Source organism: Bacillus sp. MD-5 (genome assembly GCF_002201875.1).
Taxonomy (GTDB): domain Bacteria; phylum Bacillota; class Bacilli; order Bacillales; family Bacillaceae; genus Bacillus; species Bacillus stercoris.
On record NZ_CP021911.1, the window covers coordinates 3,164,941 to 3,182,189 of the forward strand.

General features: G+C 45.6%; 18 protein-coding genes and 1 riboswitch. Of the genes, 4 read left to right on the plus strand and 14 right to left on the minus strand.

Annotated elements, in window-relative coordinates; translation table 11 throughout:
- Positions 1 to 2: 2 nt before the first annotated feature.
- The 3 genes from CDO84_RS16065 to CDO84_RS16075 are packed head-to-tail and all read right to left on the minus strand — an operon-like array spanning position 3 to position 3,299.
- Entirely contained in the window at positions 3 to 1,331 is a 1,329-nt protein-coding gene (locus tag CDO84_RS16065) for an ABC transporter ATP-binding protein (protein ID WP_082032974.1), read from the minus strand.
- Entirely contained in the window at positions 1,331 to 2,392 is a 1,062-nt protein-coding gene (locus CDO84_RS16070) for a FecCD family ABC transporter permease (RefSeq protein WP_040081846.1), read from the minus strand. Before CDO84_RS16070 ends, CDO84_RS16065 begins: the two co-directional genes overlap by 1 nt.
- Positions 2,355 to 3,299 (minus strand): ABC transporter substrate-binding protein, encoded by a 945-nt coding sequence (locus CDO84_RS16075; protein ID WP_040081844.1) that lies wholly within the window; start codon positions 3,297 to 3,299, stop codon positions 2,355 to 2,357. The genes CDO84_RS16070 and CDO84_RS16075 overlap by 38 nt, the downstream gene beginning before the upstream one ends.
- A 106-nt stretch (positions 3,300 to 3,405) precedes the next feature.
- Positions 3,406 to 3,545, minus strand: a riboswitch (cobalamin riboswitch).
- 152 nt (positions 3,546 to 3,697) lie between these two features.
- On the opposite strand from CDO84_RS16075, the gene CDO84_RS16080 reads away from it, so the two are divergent.
- Positions 3,698 to 4,489 carry an SDR family NAD(P)-dependent oxidoreductase gene (locus CDO84_RS16080; protein ID WP_040081843.1) on the plus strand — a complete coding sequence of 264 codons (792 nt, stop codon included), beginning with the start codon at positions 3,698 to 3,700 and terminating at the stop codon, positions 4,487 to 4,489.
- Positions 4,490 to 4,526: 37 nt separating this feature from the next.
- On the opposite strand, the gene CDO84_RS16085 is transcribed toward CDO84_RS16080, so the two are convergent.
- From CDO84_RS16085 to sigO, 5 genes are all read right to left on the minus strand, one after another.
- Positions 4,527 to 5,405 (minus strand): SMP-30/gluconolactonase/LRE family protein, encoded by an 879-nt coding sequence (locus tag CDO84_RS16085; RefSeq protein ID WP_040081842.1) that lies wholly within the window; start codon positions 5,403 to 5,405, stop codon positions 4,527 to 4,529.
- Between the two features lie 71 nt (positions 5,406 to 5,476).
- Positions 5,477 to 7,219 carry a two-component system sensor histidine kinase YvrG gene (gene yvrG / locus CDO84_RS16090; protein ID WP_040081841.1) on the minus strand — a complete coding sequence of 581 codons (1,743 nt, stop codon included), beginning with the start codon at positions 7,217 to 7,219 and terminating at the stop codon, positions 5,477 to 5,479.
- Positions 7,216 to 7,929: a two-component system response regulator YvrH gene (gene yvrH / locus CDO84_RS16095; RefSeq protein ID WP_003243545.1), complete on the minus strand. Its 714-nt coding sequence runs from the start codon at positions 7,927 to 7,929 to the stop codon at positions 7,216 to 7,218. Before yvrH ends, yvrG begins: the two co-directional genes overlap by 4 nt.
- 151 nt (positions 7,930 to 8,080) lie before the next feature.
- The gene (gene rsoA / locus CDO84_RS16100; RefSeq protein WP_014665355.1) at positions 8,081 to 8,320 is read right to left on the minus strand and encodes a sigma-O factor regulator RsoA; all 240 of its coding nucleotides are present in this window, start codon (positions 8,318 to 8,320) and stop codon (positions 8,081 to 8,083) included.
- 3 nt (positions 8,321 to 8,323) lie between these two features.
- The gene (gene sigO / locus CDO84_RS16105) at positions 8,324 to 8,854 is read right to left on the minus strand and encodes an RNA polymerase sigma factor SigO (RefSeq protein ID WP_082032973.1); all 531 of its coding nucleotides are present in this window, start codon (positions 8,852 to 8,854) and stop codon (positions 8,324 to 8,326) included.
- Between the two features lie 201 nt (positions 8,855 to 9,055).
- On the opposite strand from sigO, the gene CDO84_RS16110 reads away from it, so the two are divergent.
- From CDO84_RS16110 to CDO84_RS16120, 3 genes are all read left to right on the plus strand, one after another.
- The gene (locus CDO84_RS16110; protein ID WP_003244090.1) at positions 9,056 to 9,208 is read left to right on the plus strand and encodes a YvrJ family protein; all 153 of its coding nucleotides are present in this window, start codon (positions 9,056 to 9,058) and stop codon (positions 9,206 to 9,208) included.
- Between the two features lie 120 nt (positions 9,209 to 9,328).
- Entirely contained in the window at positions 9,329 to 10,486 is a 1,158-nt protein-coding gene (gene oxdC, locus CDO84_RS16115) for an oxalate decarboxylase (RefSeq protein ID WP_040081839.1), read from the plus strand.
- A 60-nt stretch (positions 10,487 to 10,546) separates the two neighbouring features.
- A complete protein-coding gene (locus CDO84_RS16120; protein ID WP_014665358.1) occupies positions 10,547 to 10,957 on the plus strand; it encodes an acid stress-sensitive anti sigma factor RsiO in 411 nt (136 codons plus the stop codon).
- 33 nt (positions 10,958 to 10,990) lie between these two features.
- Here CDO84_RS16120 and CDO84_RS16125 read toward each other — a convergent pair whose 3' ends face one another.
- The 6 genes from CDO84_RS16125 to CDO84_RS16150 all read right to left on the minus strand — a co-directional run bounded on the left by CDO84_RS16125 (position 10,991) and on the right by CDO84_RS16150 (position 17,128).
- On the minus strand, positions 10,991 to 12,217 hold the full coding sequence (locus tag CDO84_RS16125; protein WP_040081838.1) for an ABC transporter permease: 1,227 nt from the start codon (positions 12,215 to 12,217) through the stop codon (positions 10,991 to 10,993).
- Positions 12,210 to 12,899, minus strand: a complete 690-nt coding sequence (locus tag CDO84_RS16130) for an ABC transporter ATP-binding protein (protein ID WP_040081837.1) — start codon at positions 12,897 to 12,899, stop codon at positions 12,210 to 12,212. Before CDO84_RS16130 ends, CDO84_RS16125 begins: the two co-directional genes overlap by 8 nt.
- Complete coding sequence (locus CDO84_RS16135; protein ID WP_040081836.1) at positions 12,883 to 14,076, minus strand: efflux RND transporter periplasmic adaptor subunit; 1,194 nt, start codon at positions 14,074 to 14,076, stop codon at positions 12,883 to 12,885. The genes CDO84_RS16130 and CDO84_RS16135 overlap by 17 nt, the downstream gene beginning before the upstream one ends.
- Positions 14,077 to 14,246: 170 nt before the next feature.
- Complete coding sequence (locus tag CDO84_RS16140) at positions 14,247 to 15,056, minus strand: ABC transporter ATP-binding protein (protein ID WP_040081834.1); 810 nt, start codon at positions 15,054 to 15,056, stop codon at positions 14,247 to 14,249.
- Positions 15,057 to 15,071: 15 nt separating this feature from the next.
- Positions 15,072 to 16,082 carry a FecCD family ABC transporter permease gene (locus CDO84_RS16145; protein ID WP_040081832.1) on the minus strand — a complete coding sequence of 337 codons (1,011 nt, stop codon included), beginning with the start codon at positions 16,080 to 16,082 and terminating at the stop codon, positions 15,072 to 15,074.
- Positions 16,082 to 17,128, minus strand: coding sequence for a FecCD family ABC transporter permease (locus CDO84_RS16150; protein WP_040082511.1), 1,047 nt, complete (start codon positions 17,126 to 17,128; stop codon positions 16,082 to 16,084). The genes CDO84_RS16145 and CDO84_RS16150 overlap by 1 nt, the downstream gene beginning before the upstream one ends.
- Positions 17,129 to 17,249 lie beyond the last annotated feature (121 nt).

Consider the following 17,249-nt stretch of genomic DNA (forward strand, 5'->3'; position numbering starts at 1 on the left):
ACTTATTCAAACAGCTCAGCAGCCTCTTTTACACATTCAGCTGTTCCGTTCTTTATCAATTGATTCAGCTGCTGTTCTGTGTTTTCGGATTGCTGAGTTTGGGTCGCGGCGACGAGAATATCACCTGTATCTCGTCTGTCTCCCAGCACTTTCGTCCGTTCTGCTTCGGCAGCCATAAGAGCTTTGATGAAGAATTGATCTGACGCATAGCCATTAATCAAAATCCAAATGGAAAAGCCGGTCAGAACGCATATGAAAACAGATAACTCTTCATCCTCAAACGTTCGATAAACGAAACGGTCAAGCCTTTCTGAAGATGCGGTCGCACACGTTTCCTCCAGTTGAAAACCGTTCTCTGAAAGATAGGCTGTAAGTCCTTTTATCGGATCTGACTGATCTGGCAGCCGTTTATGGATCAGCGTTCTGCTCCACGAAAACCCTGCACCTATAGGCGTCGAGGACAATGTTCGAAGGGGGATTTCCGCTTGCAGAAGAATCTCATCACGCCCCGCTTGGAGCAATGCTTCAAATGGGGTAAACTGGCACTTCGCGCTGTCTTTTTCAGGCTGAATCACAATCATCGGTTTAGGTGAGCTTTGATGAACCAAGGCGGTGACATCTGTATCGTACACCGCCTTTATGCGATGTTCTGTAACAGCATATTCCGGTTTTTGCTTAGGCCCTGCGGTGCCGTTTTTCATAAACATGAGCCCATCACAGTACAGGCTTGCGGTGTTCAAATCATGAAAAACGCTGACAGCTGCCAATCCGCTTTCACTCGTCAAGCGTTTGATCAGATCAAGCAGGTCTTTTTGATAAGCCAGATCGAGAAAATTGGTCGGCTCGTCCAAAAATAAAATACGCGGCTGCTGCGCCAAAGCTTGGGCCAAATACACCCTCTGCTGTTCCCCTCCGCTTAGTTCGCGGACCGGCTTTTGCGCAAAAGCGGCCACTCCTGTTTGCTCCATTGCTTTCTGTACAATGGCTTTATCCTTTTCAGTCTGCTGTCTGAACAGCCCCGTTTGGAACGGATATCTGCCAAAGGCCACAGTTTCTTCGACCGTAAAGGTGAAGGCTTGATCCGTTTTTTGCGGCAGGACAGCCATGATTTGCGCCAGTTCCTTCGGTTTATAGTCCGCCAGCGGTTTTCCGGCCAGATAAACGCTGCCTTCTTTGGCCGGCAGCGTTCCTGTCAGCAAGTGCAAAAGCGTGGTTTTCCCGCTTCCATTAGGGCCGAGAATTCCGAGGAATTCCCCCTTCTCCACTGTTAAGCTGACATTGTTGACCAGACAGCTGTCGCCGTATCCTCCCGACAATCCTTCTGCCTTCATCATAAGCTTTTCCTCCCGCGGTGCTGCCGAATTAAAATTAGAGCGAACACAGGCGCTCCAGCCAAGGACGTAATGATCCCGATCGGCAGTTCAATTGGCTCAATGATCGTTCTGGAAAGCAGATCGGCTAAAACGAGAAACCCTGCCCCGAGCAAGGCGGACAGCGGCAGTAAATGCCGATGGTCTGTTCCCCACAAAAGCCTTGTGATATGCGGAATGACAAGGCCGACAAAGCCGATCGTTCCTGACACTGCCACAGCGCTTCCGGTCAAAAGAGAGCCGGCTATTAAAATCAGCATCTTCCTTTGCTGAACGCTGACTCCGAGAAGCTTTGCTTTGTCTTCTCCATATGTCATCACGTTCAGCTCCCTTCCGTTTATAATCAATAAAATGGTTCCCAAAAGAAAAAACGGAAGAAACAGAATAACATAACTCCAGCCTCTCATTGAAACGCTGCCAAGCAGCCAATGCACAATCGGAAGCAGGTTGTCTCCTGTCAAGGCGATGATAAGAGAAATAAATGCGCCCAAAAAAGAGTTGATGATAACACCAGTCAAAATGAGGGTGGAAACAGACATCGAAGTGTGAACGAGGCGGCTGAAGGAAAGGACCGCCGCGATCGTGGCAAGCGCCGCGGCTACACTCATAACCGGGAGTGTAAACCCTCCGATGCCAGGAAGCTGCAGGCTAAAGAATAGGGTCACAACCGCGCCAACTGAAGCACCGGATGAAACACCGAGCGTATAGGGATCAGCAAGCGGATTTTTCAGCAGCCCCTGAAAAGCGGCCCCTGCGATAGAAAGAGCCGCCCCCACAAGGGCGGCCAGCACAACTCTCGGCAGTCTGATATTCATCATAATATTTGTGTACATCGGATCATCAGAGCCGATAGAGCCGCCGAAGCCTTGATGCCAAAAGACACGAAAGACTGTGGGAATAGGAATTTGCAGGCTGCCGCAAGAAATTCCTAAGATGATGCTCACGGCTAAAAATGAGAAACCAATGATATATGCGGTAAAACGATTATTTCTTAAACGTATCTGGGTAAATGCTTTCCGCAAGTTCTTCGACCCCTTCGATCAGACGGGGACCCGAACGTGTCACAAGATCAGGGTCCACATCATATACACGATGATGTTTCACAGCATTGATTTCGCTCCAGCCATCGCGTTTTTCCACAGCTTTCGCTTTCACACCGTCCGTTGTAACAATTGCATCAGGATTGAGTTTTACGATCGCCTCATCTGTCATTTGCACCCATCCAGTCTGATCCGCCGCTGCGTTTTTAGCATGGATGACATTCAGCATTTCATTCATAAACGTATCTTTTCCGGTTGTATAAATGTCCGGGTCAGGAGAAACCTCGATAAATACACTTTTCCCCTCGTCCTTTGAAATGGTTTTCGCTTTTTCTTTAATATCCTTTATATCTGATTTCATGCTTTTCACGAGCTGATCGGCTTGTTTCTCAGCCCCGGCAGCTTCTCCAATCATTTCGATTGATTTGTACACCTCGGAGAATGATTGTGCATCATTGACAGTCAGCACGGTAATGCCCGCAGCCTTCAGCTGTTTGATGGCATCCGCTGATGCTGACATGGAAGACTCGTGAGCCAGAACGAGATCCGGCTTTAGAGAAATGACTTTTTCAACGTTTATATTCATATCTCCGACTTTTTCAACCTTTTTGACTTCCTTTGGATAGGTATCGTTTGTGGTGACACCGACCACTTTGTCACCGAGGCCGAGCGCATATGTAATTTCTGTGTTGCTCGGCATTAATGAAACAATCTTTTTCGGCTCTTTTTTGATGGTTACATCCTGGTTTGACGCATCATCAATGGTGACAGGGAACGCTTCTGTCTTTTGTTTTGCCTTGGAATCCTTCTGATCCGCAGAATTGCCGCAGCCTGCCAGCATAACAGCGGCCAGCAGGAGCGCAGTCCATATCCCGACTCGTTTTTTCATACACTTTTCCTCCTAAAAGAACTAAAAAAAGCATCTCTACGACGGTAAAGATGCTGTAAACAACACAAAAAAGCCTATTGTTTACACATCATCTGTCCTCGCAGAATTCGTGCTGATCAAACAGGCAGGTATCCTGGCTCTTGGCGCTTTGGCCAATTACAGTGGCGGGACCGCACCGGCTTGTACCGGTTTCCCTTTTAAGCCGGCTGTTGTCCACGGACCGGCACCTATTTGACATTCGTATCCTTTTTTCGGAGTAATTATACTATATGACTGACAGGCTTGTATATGCGTCCTGAATGACTTTTCCCGTATTGTGTATGGGAGCAAAATCCTCGTAAACACTAAATTTGATCTTGTATACTTAATACCATCATCAATCAAAAGGAATGATTCTTATGAATTTACAGCTAAAAAACAAACTCGTCTTAATCACCGGCTCAACGTCCGGCATCGGGAAAGCCGCCGCAAAAAGCTTTCTGCAAGAGGGTGCGGCAGTCATTGTCAACGGACGCAAACAGGAGACTGTCGATCGTACCATTGAAGAGCTTTCTGGCTATGGAACAGTGCACGGTGTTGCTGCCGATTTGTCAAAAACAGATGAAGCAGCGGCTTTTATCGAAAAAGTAAATGAAATCGGTGATATCGATATCCTTGTCAACAACCTTGGTTTCTTCGAGGTAAAAGACTTTGCCGATGTGACAGATGAAGAGTGGAATCAATATTTCGAAGTGAACGTGATGAGCGCTGTTCGGACAAGCCGGCACTTCCTTCCAAAGATGCTTGCCAAAAACAGCGGCCGCATTTTAAATATTGCAAGTGAAGCAGGCATCAAACCGCTGCCAACGATGATTCCATACTCAATGACAAAAACGGCGCTGATCAGCCTGTCAAGAGGAATGGCTGAAATGACAAAAGGCACAAATGTGACGGTCAACTCAGTGCTTCCGGGACCTACTTGGACAGAGGGCGTGGCATCCTATATGGAAGGCGCCGCACAAGCAGCCGGCCAGGATACAGATACATTTATCAAAGACTATTTCAAGGTCAATGAGCCAACTTCGCTTATTCAGCGATACGCGACAGCAGAAGAAGTCGCCAACACAATCGTATTCCTCGCGTCTGACGCCGCCTCCGCCATTAACGGCACGGCACAGCGTGTGGAAGGCGGCATTATCCGTTCTCTGTAACATGCAAAAACGCATCCGTCTATCGGATGCGTTTTTTTTATACGTCTCCAGCAAATGGTACCGGATGATATCCGCCTGTTTCCAGTTGTGCTGAAAACAACCCTCCAGCGTGAGGCTGCTCGAATCTTTCTTTTTCTGTCATTTGTTCCGTTGCCGTTGTAATGTAAAGGGTTTTTAAGTCTCTGCCGCCAAACGCGCAGCACGTGACATACTTAGCCGGCACGCTGATTGAATTGATTTCTTTTTTCTCAAACGGGTCAATGTGAACAACGCGGCTGCCGCCAAACAGCGCCACCCACAGCATGCCATTTTGGTCGATTGTCATGCCGTCCGGCAATCCGTCTGATTGGTCAAAACGATAGACAGGTTCTGGATTTGAAACATCTCCGCTTTGAGGGTCATAGCTGTAGCGCACAATCTCCTTCGTCGGCGTGTCGATGTAATACATCAAATTCCGCTCGCGATCCCAATCCAAACCGTTTGAGGTCGAGACTTGATCTTTGATTTTGACAAGACTGCCGTCTAGATTCAAACGGTACAGCGATGCCTGTTTTTGCTCGCCTTCCATGCTCGTCGTCCCCGCCCACAGCCTTCCGTACGGGTCACATTTAGCATCATTAAATCTCAGGCTCTCATGCATGTCCTTTGGCTGTTTAATTTTTTCCAAGCTATCATCCCGAAGATGATACAGGTAAAACCCGTCCTTCATCGTCATAATCAGTTCATCCTTGGAATATTTCGCAAGCGCCGTCACAAAGGATTTGAATTTGATCGATCGGTTGATTTTTTCTTCAGGGTCAAAAATGTGGAGCTCGCTCCCCAGGATATCAACCCAATATAAGCGGCCGTTTTCTTCATCCCATAACGGGCCTTCTCCAATCACTGCCCTAGTGTCTGCTTCCAATACTGCATCCATGTGTTACACCTCTTTAGCTTCAGTCTATATATTGTTATTCCCGGCAAAGAGGTGTCCAAACCACATGATGTTTATTGTTTTTTAAAAAGGATGGTAATGACCGTCCCAATGTCCATTCTGCTGTTTACATGGATCGTTCCGTTATGCAGATGGACAAGCTCCTTGGCAATCGCGAGCCCGAGACCCGTTCCGGCAGTTGAATCTTTTGTGTTCGTCCCTCTGTAGTAACGGTTAAACAAATGGGTAATCGTTTCTTCATCCATTCCTTTCCCATTGTCCTTCACCTTTAAAGAAATATGATTTTTTGTTTGTTCCAGAATGACTTGAATCTCTGTTCCTTTGTTGTTGTGCTTCACGGCATTCCCAAGGAGGTTTTCTAATATGCGCCTGAACCACGCTTCATCAAGTGCAAATTCAATATGCTCTTCTTTGGATACAAACGAGATATCATACCCTTCAGAAAACGGATTTTTCTTAAAATCCTCAATGACATTTTTAAAAAACGGGATAAGGCTGGTAAGCCTTCTCTCAATAGGAAGAGCATCATTTTTCAGCCGATATGTTAAATTTAAATCTTCAATCAGCTTGGACATGTATTCAGATTTTTCTCTGACAACCTGCCCCATTTCTTTCACTTCTTCCGGCGACCAGTCATACTGCTTCGACTCGAGCATCATGCTGTAGCCGTAAATGCTGCTGAGCGGTGTTTTTAAGTCATGTGACAAACCGGCGATCCATTCTTCCCTTGTCGCCTGGATTTTTTCCCTGTTTCTTTTATCCCTTCTCAGCGTTTCGGTCAGCTGATCCATTGATTCAAATATCTCTCCGAAAAAGCGGTACGGCTGTTTGATTTTCCCCTTTTTATTTTTGCTGACAGGATGGCCTTCCCGGTTTCTGGGTTCCTCAAGCTTCCCTTTTGACAGATTGACCAGCCATCGAATCGTGTGAAAAATCGGCAGCCCGAACCGGAACATATACCAAACGGTCATCCAAATGATATACATGAACAAAACGCCCATAACAAGAAACATCGCTTTTAATACAACCTTCAGGAATGATTTGTTAAACTCCTGATCGGTTACATAGACAGGGTTCGGCACCGTAGCGACCATCCATCTGTCTTTATTGAGAATCTTAACGGAAATTTCCCGCTTATAGTTCCAAGGTTTAGAGCTGTATTTCAGCAGCTCCAGCTGGTTCATCGTTTTTCTTTCGCTTTTTGTGCTGTTGATGCTGTCGAGAATGTTTCCATTGCTGTCTAACAGGTAAATAGCGCCTTTTTTCTGCTTAATATAGTCGATGGTGCCAGACTTATAGTGCGCTAGAGCGTCTATCTTTTGTTCACGCTTTTCAACGGAAGTCAGGAGCTGTTCACTCTTTGATTTCCAGCCGAACAATAGAAGATACGACTTATCTTCAATATTGATAGCCCAATAATTCAGTTTATAGTTATGAAGCTTTTTGATTTTATAAATAGACAATAGCTCTTTCTTGGTATAGGTGCCCGGCACGTCTTTTGGCACGCCGTAGGAATAATCAGTGTTTCCTTCCGAATCAATGATTTGCATCCAGCCGTGCTGTTTATCGACAGATTTCTTCAGGAAATTATCCACTTCCCATGTCCCGTCTTCGTTTACATCGAGATATGCTTCAAGTGTGTCGGTCGTCGCCTTCGTCAGTCCCGAATTGGATTCCGCATCGCTAAAACGAGCGTCTAAATAGAAAAACGACGCAACAAGCATCACCGTAAGCAGCAGGATCACAATCAGCATCTGCCCGAAAAAGTGAAACAAAAACTTCCATCTTAACCTCATGACCGCTTGCCTTCAGGATTTGGGATAAAACGATAGCCGAGACCTCGAACGGTTACAATATACTCCGGATTGCTCGGATCGCGCTCAATCTTCTCCCTAAGCTTGCGAATATGAACCATGACGGTGTTGTTGTCACCATAGGAAGGATAGCCCCATACTTTTTCATATATTTGATCCTTGGAGAGCACCACGTTTGGGTGTTCACAAAAATACTGCAAAAGCTGCAGAAGCTGAGCTGAACAAGCAACAGCTTCCCCGCCTACGATCAGCTCGGCATTTTGCGGAGAAAAAGTAAAATAATCATATGTGTATGTTTGATTTGAACTCGTTTCTTTCGATTGATATGTACGCTTGAGATGCGCTCTGATCCGCGCCGCTAATTCCAGCGGATTAAATGGTTTTGTGATATAGTCATCAGCTCCGACCGCAAAGCCCGATAATTTGTCCGCGTCGGATGATCTTGCCGTCAGGAAAAAAATCGGAGCGTCTGAATACTCTCTGATCAGCGTGCAGGCTTCAAAACCGGACATTCCGCCCATCATGACATCCAGCACAATTAAGTCAACCTTATTGGCCTTCACAACAGGAATCGCTTCTTCTGCGCTTGCCGCATCCAGTATATTTCGATAACCTTCTTTTTCGAGAACGCGTTTGATCATGTCCACAATCGCTTTCTCATCGTCTACGATTAAAATTGACGCATTTTCCACTTTTATGTTCCTTTCTGTCACTGTTTTTTTCATCTTATCATTATATCGTTTATTTATGGTACATTTTTGAATACATTGGAGCTTGGCAAATCAAAACAGCAAAAAAGGAGCAAACAAGCGCTCCCTTTTGATGTTTTTTTATATGAAAATATTATGAGTTCTCATCTACCATGTACAAAATAAACTCCCAAAATCCAGGGACATCCTGACACAAAAGCATATCAGCCTTTTCAAACATTTTGATCTTCAGCTCTTGCTCTAAATCTTCTCTTTCTTGATAGGACGTATTGCTGAGTTTTTTTCTGATCATCGGTGAAAAGCATGCAATCAGGTGCTCAATGTCAAAAGTCTCGTCATTTTGTTTCTTTTTTTGTTCAAACTGGCCGTTCACAGCTTACTTTTCCCCCTTTTTTTGCGCCGCTAGCTGCTTTCTGATATTCTCCAGCCCCTTTTTATGAATGTTGGAAATGTTTTGCCGGGACTCCCCTAATGAATCTGCAATCTCCTGCATCGTGGCACCGTGAAGATACACTTTCGTCAGCACGCTTTTTTGTTTGTCAGTCAGATTCTGAATCGCTTGGTAGAGCTGATAATCCTGAACATGCTGACTCAAATCATCCTGCCGGTCTAAAAATTCGTCAAATGCATCGCTTCCTGTTTCGGAAGGAAGTCGATCTCCTGCCTCCGGATGATCAACCGTCAGCGGATACCGTTTTTGATTTTTGCGAACCCGCTTATCAAAATCAATAGAAAAGATGCGAATCATTGAATTCATATACTTGACGATGCGGATTTCTTTATAAAATTGCTTAAATAGCTCGTCCAATGATTTTGCATCTTTTTCGTTAGGGCTTTCCATTACGTTTTTGAACAAACGGTAATGCTGAGGATTGCTCAAAAAATGCTTCACGATGGGATGCTTCATTATCTCCTTACATTTTGACCGTAAAAGACTTTGATAGTCCATCAAACCGCCTCCCTACTAAATTAAATGAAGGAAAGCAAAAAAAAGTAAACTACTACTTTCCGCCTAGTGTCTTCCAAAATACTTTGCAGCAGTTTACGTTTTATCGGATTTCCTTCACTTACATACATGACTGCAGAAAAAGAAGGGAGGTATTTTCCTATGGATCAGGTTTTTATAGAGGAAGTCGTAAAACAAATCGGCAATTTGGGGTTTCCCGCGCTGATTGCAATGTACCTGCTGACCCGGTTCGAAAAGAAGTTTGATCAACTCATAGAACTAATGACAGAACTGAAAGATCATGCAAAAAAATAATTTTTCAATCAAAGTTGACTTTTCACTGATTTTTTTCACTTAACAAAACAGAAGGGAAAACGAAAGGCCTTTCACCTTCTCTTTCTGCTATCACAATTAAATCTAAGGAGGAAACATTTCATGAAAAAACAAAATGATATTCCGCAGCCAATTAGAGGAGACAAAGGAGCAACGGTAAAAATCCCACGCAATATTGAAAGAGACCGGCAAAACCCTGATATGCTTGTTCCGCCTGAAACTGATCATGGCACCGTCAGCAATATGAAGTTTTCGTTCTCTGACACTCATAACCGATTAGAAAAAGGCGGATATGCCCGTGAAGTGACAGTACGTGAACTGCCGATTTCAGAAAACCTTGCATCTGTAAATATGCGGCTGAAGCCAGGCGCCATTCGCGAGCTGCACTGGCATAAAGAAGCAGAATGGGCTTATATGATTTACGGAAGCGCAAGAGTCACAATTGTTGATGAAAAAGGGCGCAGCTTTATTGATGATGTAGGTGAAGGTGACCTTTGGTACTTCCCGTCAGGCCTGCCGCATTCTATCCAAGCGCTGGATGAGGGGGCTGAATTCCTGCTTGTGTTTGACGATGGATCATTCTCAGAAAACAGCACGTTCCAGCTGACAGATTGGCTTGCCCACACTCCAAAAGAAGTGATTGCTGCGAACTTCGGCGTGACAAAAGAAGAGATTGCTAATTTGCCAGGCAAAGAAAAATATATATTTGAAAACCAACTCCCTGGCAGCTTAAAAGATGACATTGTGGAAGGGCCGAACGGCGAAGTGCCTTATCCATTTACTTACCGCCTTCTTGAACAAGAGCCGATTGAATCTGAGGGAGGGAACGTATACATTGCAGATTCGACAAACTTCAAAGTGTCTAAAACCATCGCATCAGCGCTTGTAACAGTAGAACCCGGCGCCATGAGAGAGCTGCACTGGCATCCGAATACACACGAATGGCAATACTACATCTCCGGTAAAGCAAGAATGACCGTCTTTGCATCTGACGGCCATGCCAGAACGTTTAACTACCAAGCCGGTGATGTCGGATATGTACCATTTGCAATGGGTCATTACGTTGAAAACATTGGGGATGAACCGCTTGTCTTTTTAGAAATCTTCAAAGACGACCATTATGCCGATGTATCTTTAAACCAATGGCTTGCCATGCTTCCTGAAACATTTGTTCAAGCGCACCTTGACTTAGGCAAAGATTTTACTGATGTGCTTTCAAAAGAAAAGCACCCAGTTGTAAAAAAGAAATGCAGTAAATAATAGACTTACAGCTTGCAGAGAGCACTCGTTCTCTGCAAGCCTTCATAAGGAGCTGAACCTGTGAAACATCAAACGTCTTCAAAACTTTTATTGCGGCTCTCCATCAAATACTTGCTGGCCGCAGCAGCAGTGGTGTTGACCTATTTTGCTGTCATCTATATATTATTTTCTTTAGCGGGAACGAGCTACCGCTCAGCAGCTCATGTCCTGCTTTTTGCTGTGTTATTTCTTATCCTTGGGCTATTCCTAGAACCATTTGAACGCCTGATGATACATAGTTTTACATTTTTCAAGACAGACAAACGCTTATTCATTCTCCTGGCAGGCATCGTCCAGCTTCTGTTTTTATGGATGACTGCTCATACAACAGACGAAATGATCAGCGACATCTGGCTGTCTACCACTGAAGAAATGATCATCGCAGCCGTATTTTTGATTTTAGACAAATGCAACTCAGCACTTCCCAGCTAAAAAAAGAACGCATTCCAATTGGATGCGTTCTTTTTATTCATAGCGCAGCGCGTCTACAGGCTGAAGCTTCGATGCCTTGATGGACGGAAGCAAGCCGAAGATAATGCCGACTGCCATTGAAAAGATGAGTGCTCCGACAACAGCTGGAATGGAGACGATAAAAGGCATCGGAAAAATGACCGTCAGCAGCTTGGCGATGCCGAAGCCCGCCAGCACACCGAGTATTCCGCCAATGCTTGTCAGCACGACAGCCTCGGTTAAAAATTGAAATAAAATCACACGCCGCTTAGCACCGAGCGCTTTCTTAATTCCGATTTCTCTCGTGCGCTCCGTTACGGAAACGAGCATAATGTTCATGACGCCGATACCGCCCACCAAAAGTGAAATACTGGCGATTCCGCCAAGCAGCAATGCAAATGACTGATTAAAGGACTCCACTTCCTGCGCGATCTCCTGAAGATCCATTACACTGTACTCTGCTTTCTCCAACTCAGCTTCTGACAGTCCCTGATTTAAAAGATCCGCAGCCATTACACCCGCTTCTTGGATATGCTCAGAAGAGTCAGCCTGCACGGCAATCTGGGTTGGCGCGTCAAACCCTTCAATAAGCGGCCACACTTTTTTCGGCACGTACAAAACCGGATTTGCATAGTCGCCTTCAAACATGCTTTCCTGCTGATTTTTTTCTTTAAAAACACCGACGACCTTAAACGGCACACCATTCATTTCAATGCTTTTATGCAGAGCGTCTCCTTCTGGAAACAGTTCATCTCTGACAGCTTCATTGATCATCACCACCTGGTGTGTGGTGTTTAATTCGTTTTCCGCCAGCTTTCTCCCTTCGGTTATTCGGATTGGGAACATATCGAAGTAATCATCGTCCACTCCGTACACTTGGGGATACGAAACGTTTGTTAAATGAAAAACGCTCGCGCCTTCTGACATGTAATATAAGGATAATCCTTTGACAATAGGATCAGATTTGATCGCCTTTACTGTATCTTCCGCTACAGGCGGCGCGGATGTATACGATACCTGAGGGCCGCCCTCCTCTTCACCGCCAGACGGCTGGTAGACAACGTTGATCGCGTTGTTTCCCATGCCGATCATACTTTGCTTTAATTGCTCACTTTGGCCCTTCAGCATCGAGACAATCGCAATGATCGCCGCTATGCCGATAATCACGCCGAGCATTGTCAGAATGGATCTTAATTTATGAGAGAAAATGGATTGAAAGGAGATTCGAATATGTTCAAGCATGGCTGATATCCCCTTTCTCATCTAATACCAACTCTCCGTCTCTGATAAAAACGGTTCTATCAGCTTTTTTGGCGACGTCCGGGTCGTGGGTTATCATAATAATGGTCTTGCCTTCCCGATGAAGTTCGGAAAACAGTGACAAAATTTGTTCACTTGATTTGGTATCAAGCGCCCCGGTCGGTTCATCAGCTAAAATAAACCTCGGCTGATTGACAAGGGCTCTCGCTATCGCCACCCGCTGCTTTTGACCGCCGGACAGCTTAGGCGGTTTGTAGGAGACCCTGTCTTTTAATCCGACCTTTTCCAGCGCTTCATATGCCCGTTGCCTTCTCTCTTTTTTCTTCACTTTATTGTAAATCATCGGCAGCTCGACATTTTGCAGCGCGGTGAGACGCGGCAGCAAATGAAAAGTTTGAAACACAAACCCGATTGATTCGTTGCGAATTTCGGCTAAAGCTCCGTCTCTCCCTTTCAATATATCGATCTGATCAAGCGTATAGGTTCCCGAGGTTGGCCTGTCCAAACAGCCGATAATATTCATTAACGTTGACTTTCCAGAACCCGAAGGCCCCATAATAGCCAAAAACTCCCCTGCCTGGACGGTCAGATTGATATGTTTCAAGATTGGAACTTCTTCTTTTCCCAGCTTGTACGATTTCGAAATATTATTCAGTGTCAGCATTGACTGTAACCTGCTTTCCTTCCTTGACCGCTGGATCAGGGTAGATTACATAATCTTCCGGCGTCAGGCCGCTCTTAATTTCCACCATGTTATTTTCATCAGTCTCGCCGATTTCAACAGGCTGCTTGACCGCTTTCTGCTTCTCATCCGCTTTCCACACGTACGGTTCGCCGTCATCCTGAATGACCATGTCGGACGGCAGCTTGATCGTATCCGCATCATCATCATCACTCACCACTTCGATGTTGACATGATAGCCGACTTCAAGACCTTTATGGCTGTCTAATAAAATGGTAAAAGGATAGTTAGAGGACTGAGGATTCATTTCTTCATCAGAAAAGCTTTCTGATTCTTCACCCTCGCCTGCTCCCGCTGGAAGCTTGCCAATCGAGGTGACCTTTCCTTTCCACTCACCCTCACCGCCTGTTTTCAGTGTGACCTTGACTTTGCTGCCTTTTTTGATCGTGTCCATTAACAGCTCGTTGATTTGACTCTTGACTAGATATTTGCCTGTCGAAACAATCTGGATATACGGGCCTGTTGCCTGGTCGCCTGTTGCCCCGTCAGCGATATCCTGATTGACACTTTGAACGATTCCGTCATGCTTGCTTGTAATGACATTGGAACCTTTGTTTTTCGTCAGGCCAGCCAGTTCTTTTTGATGCTGTTTCAGTTCGAGCTGGCTTGTTTTCAAATCGAAATTCGCTTGGTCAATTTCATCTTGAAGCTGGGCTTTCTCTTCTTTCCCTGCCGCTTTCAGCTTCTTTTCCGTTTCTGTTATTGATTTTTGCAAACGGCCGATTTGCAAAGTTGTCATTTCGATTTGCAAGTTAGCCTGCTCAATTTCATCAGAGTGATCCTCACCCTCATACTCAAAAAGCTTATCACCCTTTTTAACCTGATCGCCTTCTTTGACGTATGTTTTTTTAATACTGCCTTTTTCTGAATCTATGTATACTTTCTGCTGTTTTTCAGGTTCAACCTTTCCAGAAAACGTTTGGCCTGATTCTGAATCTCCTCCCATGTATACCGCTACCGATTCAGCATAGGGCTCCGATGATACGGCAATTTGGTTCATGTGAGTAAAAAAGTAAAAACCGCCGGCGCCGATCCCAGCCAGTACAAGCACACCAGCACAAATCGCACCGCCAATAAGCCATTTTTTCTTCTTGGACACAACGATCTCCTCTTTCTGTAAACATTGTAATATTTTCGAAACATTCTAACCAATATTATCTATTAATTCAAAAAGACTTGCAATCTTTTTATTAAAATGACGGAATCAAATAGAAAAATTGTATTTTCGCGGCGAATAAAAAAAATCCCGGCTTCGAACCGGGATTTTTCTTACACAGAAACAAGCTCTTTTTCATTTTTAATCAGATCATAGGTCAAGCATACAGGTTTATTTGTACGGGGATCACTCACGATTTCAGCATCAATCTGAAATACCCGCTGCAAAATATCCGGTGTCATGACCTCAAGTGCAGTACCTTCCTTGATGACCGTGCCTTTTTTGAGCGCGATCATATAATGGGAAAAACGAGCTGCGTGGTTAAGGTCATGAATGACCATTAAAATTGTCCGCCCCTGCTCTTTGTTGAGTCTGTCAAGCAGCTGCAGAATTTCAAGCTGGTGTGCAAGATCAAGATACGTCGTAGGTTCATCCAGCAGCAGCAGCTCCGTCCCTTGCGCAAGCGCCATGGCAATCCACACGCGTTGACGCTGTCCGCCTGACAATGCCTCAATCGGCCGTTCAGCAAATACAGCCATGCCTGTTTCTTCAAGCGCCCATTTGATAATCCGGCGGTCTTCGTCATTTAATCTGCCGAATCCTGATTGATGCGGAAACCTGCCGTACGACACCAATTCGTGCACCGTTAGGCCGCTCGGCGCTTCAGGTGTCTGTGGCAGAATCGCCATATCTTTCGCAATGTCTTTTGTAGACATTTTATGAATCGCTTTGCCGTTTAAATAGACGGCCCCTGCATGCGAACGCATAATTCTGGACATTGTTTTTAAAATCGTTGATTTCCCGCAGCCGTTCGGGCCAATTAAGGTGGTAATTTTCCCTTTAGGAATCGATATATTTAAATCCTTTACAATCACCCTGTCGCCATAACCGATTCCAAGCTGTTCCGTTGATAATGAATTCATATTCGGCCCCCTCCTCTAATTCGCTTTCATCAATAAATAAATAAAGTAAGGCGCACCTAGCACGGAAATGACAAGTCCGACCGGAATTTCTGATGGTGCCAATACATTTCTCGCCATTGTATCAGCGAGCAAAAACAGGAATGCGCCGATGAGGGCGGAGACCGGTATCAGCGTCTGGTGACGCGGACCGGTCAGCCTTCTAGCCACATGAGGCGCGATCAATCCGAGAAACGCGATGCCTCCCGCAGCTGCCACACATGAAGCGGCAAGAGTGACGGCTGCCAGAAGAAGAATCCGTCTCTCCCTTTCAACAGGAGTGCCCAGTCCGGTCGCTAGTTGGTCTCCTAGCTGCAATATGTTCAAATAGCGTGCCTTATATAAAGTAAATGGTAGCAAGATCACAATCCAAGGAAGGATCGCCCAGATCATATTCCAGTTCGCCCCCCATATTGAGCCGGATATCCAAACCGCGGCTTGCATAAAATCATGAGGATCCATCTTGAGCTGAAAAATCAGCAACAGGGCGTTGAATCCGGCATTTACCCCGATGCCGACTAAAATCAGCCGAATCGGTGTGACGCCCTTTTTCCATGCCAGAAGATAAATGAGAAACGCAGCGAGGATTGCTCCTGCCAAAGCACTGAACGGCAGCATAAATGTTCCGAAAAAGCTTAGATCTGAAGCTGATCCTTGAAAAAAGTATATAAAAAGCACAACAGCAAGTGAACCGCCGGCGTTAATTCCGAGAATACCAGGCTCGGCAAGTTCATTTTGAGACACGCTTTGCAAAATGGCTCCAGCTACGGAGATCCCTGCTCCAACAAGCAAGGAAAGGATGATCCGGGGCAGCCTGAACTCAAATAAGACAAGTTCATCACGCGCTGTCCCTTGGCCGAAAAAGACCTGAAGCGTTTTAAGCGGTGCAATTTTGATAACACCCAAATTGAGACTGATAAAAAAGACCAGCACGATGAGCATAAGGGTCACAGCCATTACGGCGAGCGATTTTCTTGTTGTTGTTTTCATTACAGCCCTCTCCTTTCACGACGTGCCAAATAAAAGAAAAAGGGAACGCCGATGAGAGAAGTCAGTGCGCCGACAGGCGTTTCAAAGGGTGCGTTTATGAGTCTCGCCGCTATGTCAGCAAAAACAAGCAAGACAGCACCGAGCACCGCCGAGCAGGGAATGATCCACCGATAATCCACACCGACCAAAAACCGGGTAATATGCGGAATGATCAGCCCGATAAATGCGATGGTGCCGGCTATGGAAACCGCAGCTCCGGTCAAAATCACTACGATAAGCATGCCAACCAGTTTCACCGCTGATGTATATTGTCCTAGCCCTTTTGCCAGATCGTCACCGAGACTTAACACTGTCACAGACCGGGCGATGAAAAACGCGAGCGTTAAACCGACAGCCCCTGCAATAAGCAAAAGCTGGACCCCCGACCATTTCACACCCGCTACCCCGCCTGCGTACCAAAAGCTGATATCCTGAGCCACATCAAAGCGGATCGCAATGGCGGTTGAAATTCCGGTAAAGAAATAAGTAACTGCCGTACCCGCCAGAGCAAGCTTTACAGGCGTAAGCCCGCCCCTTGAAAACATGCCGATGCCCATTACCGTCGATGCCCCCAGTCCCGCTCCCGCAAAGGACCATAGCACAAGCCCCATTGCAGAAAGTCCGGGAAAAAAGGCAAACGCAATCGAAACCGCAAACGCAGAGCCTGATGTCACACCCATAATCGAAGGTTCTGCCAAAGGGTTTCTCGTCATCCCCTGCATGATCGCTCCCGACACTGCTAACAATGCGCCTACAAGAGCGGCAGCCGCCGTTCTCGGCAGCCGAAGATCATGTATAATTTGGTGAGATGTCTTTGTCGGCTGATAATGAAAAATGGCGTCCCATACAGTGTGCAAATGAATATCCGCTGCACCGAGGGATATGGATAAAAGTGCGCCAAGACAAAGCAGGCATAGACCTGCAATAAGGACGATAACCGCGCCATATGTCCTTGACGTCCATTGGATTTCTTCTGATGCAGTCTGTATATTTTTATGTTGACTCAACTGCCGTACTTCCTTTCTGATACTGATAATGATTATCAATTGCTGTTTCAGTATATCACTTTTTTCAACAGATTTAATAGCGTGTTTTGAACAAAAATGAAAATGCATTTGCAAAAATATC

Coding starts and splice junctions, on each gene's coding strand:
- CDO84_RS16110 (WP_003244090.1), top strand. CDS start 9,056: ATGGATCAGGTTTTTATAGAGGAAGTCGTAAAACAAATCGGCAATTTG.
- sigO (WP_082032973.1), bottom strand. CDS start 8,854: ATGAAGCATCCCATCGTGAAGCATTTTTTGAGCAATCCTCAGCATTAC.
- CDO84_RS16065 (WP_082032974.1), bottom strand. CDS start 1,331: ATGAAGGCAGAAGGATTGTCGGGAGGATACGGCGACAGCTGTCTGGTC.
- CDO84_RS16085 (WP_040081842.1), bottom strand. CDS start 5,405: ATGGATGCAGTATTGGAAGCAGACACTAGGGCAGTGATTGGAGAAGGC.
- CDO84_RS16140 (WP_040081834.1), bottom strand. CDS start 15,056: ATGAATTCATTATCAACGGAACAGCTTGGAATCGGTTATGGCGACAGG.
- CDO84_RS16125 (WP_040081838.1), bottom strand. CDS start 12,217: ATGCTTGAACATATTCGAATCTCCTTTCAATCCATTTTCTCTCATAAA.
- CDO84_RS16080 (WP_040081843.1), top strand. CDS start 3,698: ATGAATTTACAGCTAAAAAACAAACTCGTCTTAATCACCGGCTCAACG.
- CDO84_RS16130 (WP_040081837.1), bottom strand. CDS start 12,899: ATGCTGACACTGAATAATATTTCGAAATCGTACAAGCTGGGAAAAGAA.
- oxdC (WP_040081839.1), top strand. CDS start 9,329: ATGAAAAAACAAAATGATATTCCGCAGCCAATTAGAGGAGACAAAGGA.
- CDO84_RS16145 (WP_040081832.1), bottom strand. CDS start 16,082: ATGAAAACAACAACAAGAAAATCGCTCGCCGTAATGGCTGTGACCCTT.
- CDO84_RS16075 (WP_040081844.1), bottom strand. CDS start 3,299: ATGAAAAAACGAGTCGGGATATGGACTGCGCTCCTGCTGGCCGCTGTT.
- yvrG (WP_040081841.1), bottom strand. CDS start 7,219: ATGAGGTTAAGATGGAAGTTTTTGTTTCACTTTTTCGGGCAGATGCTG.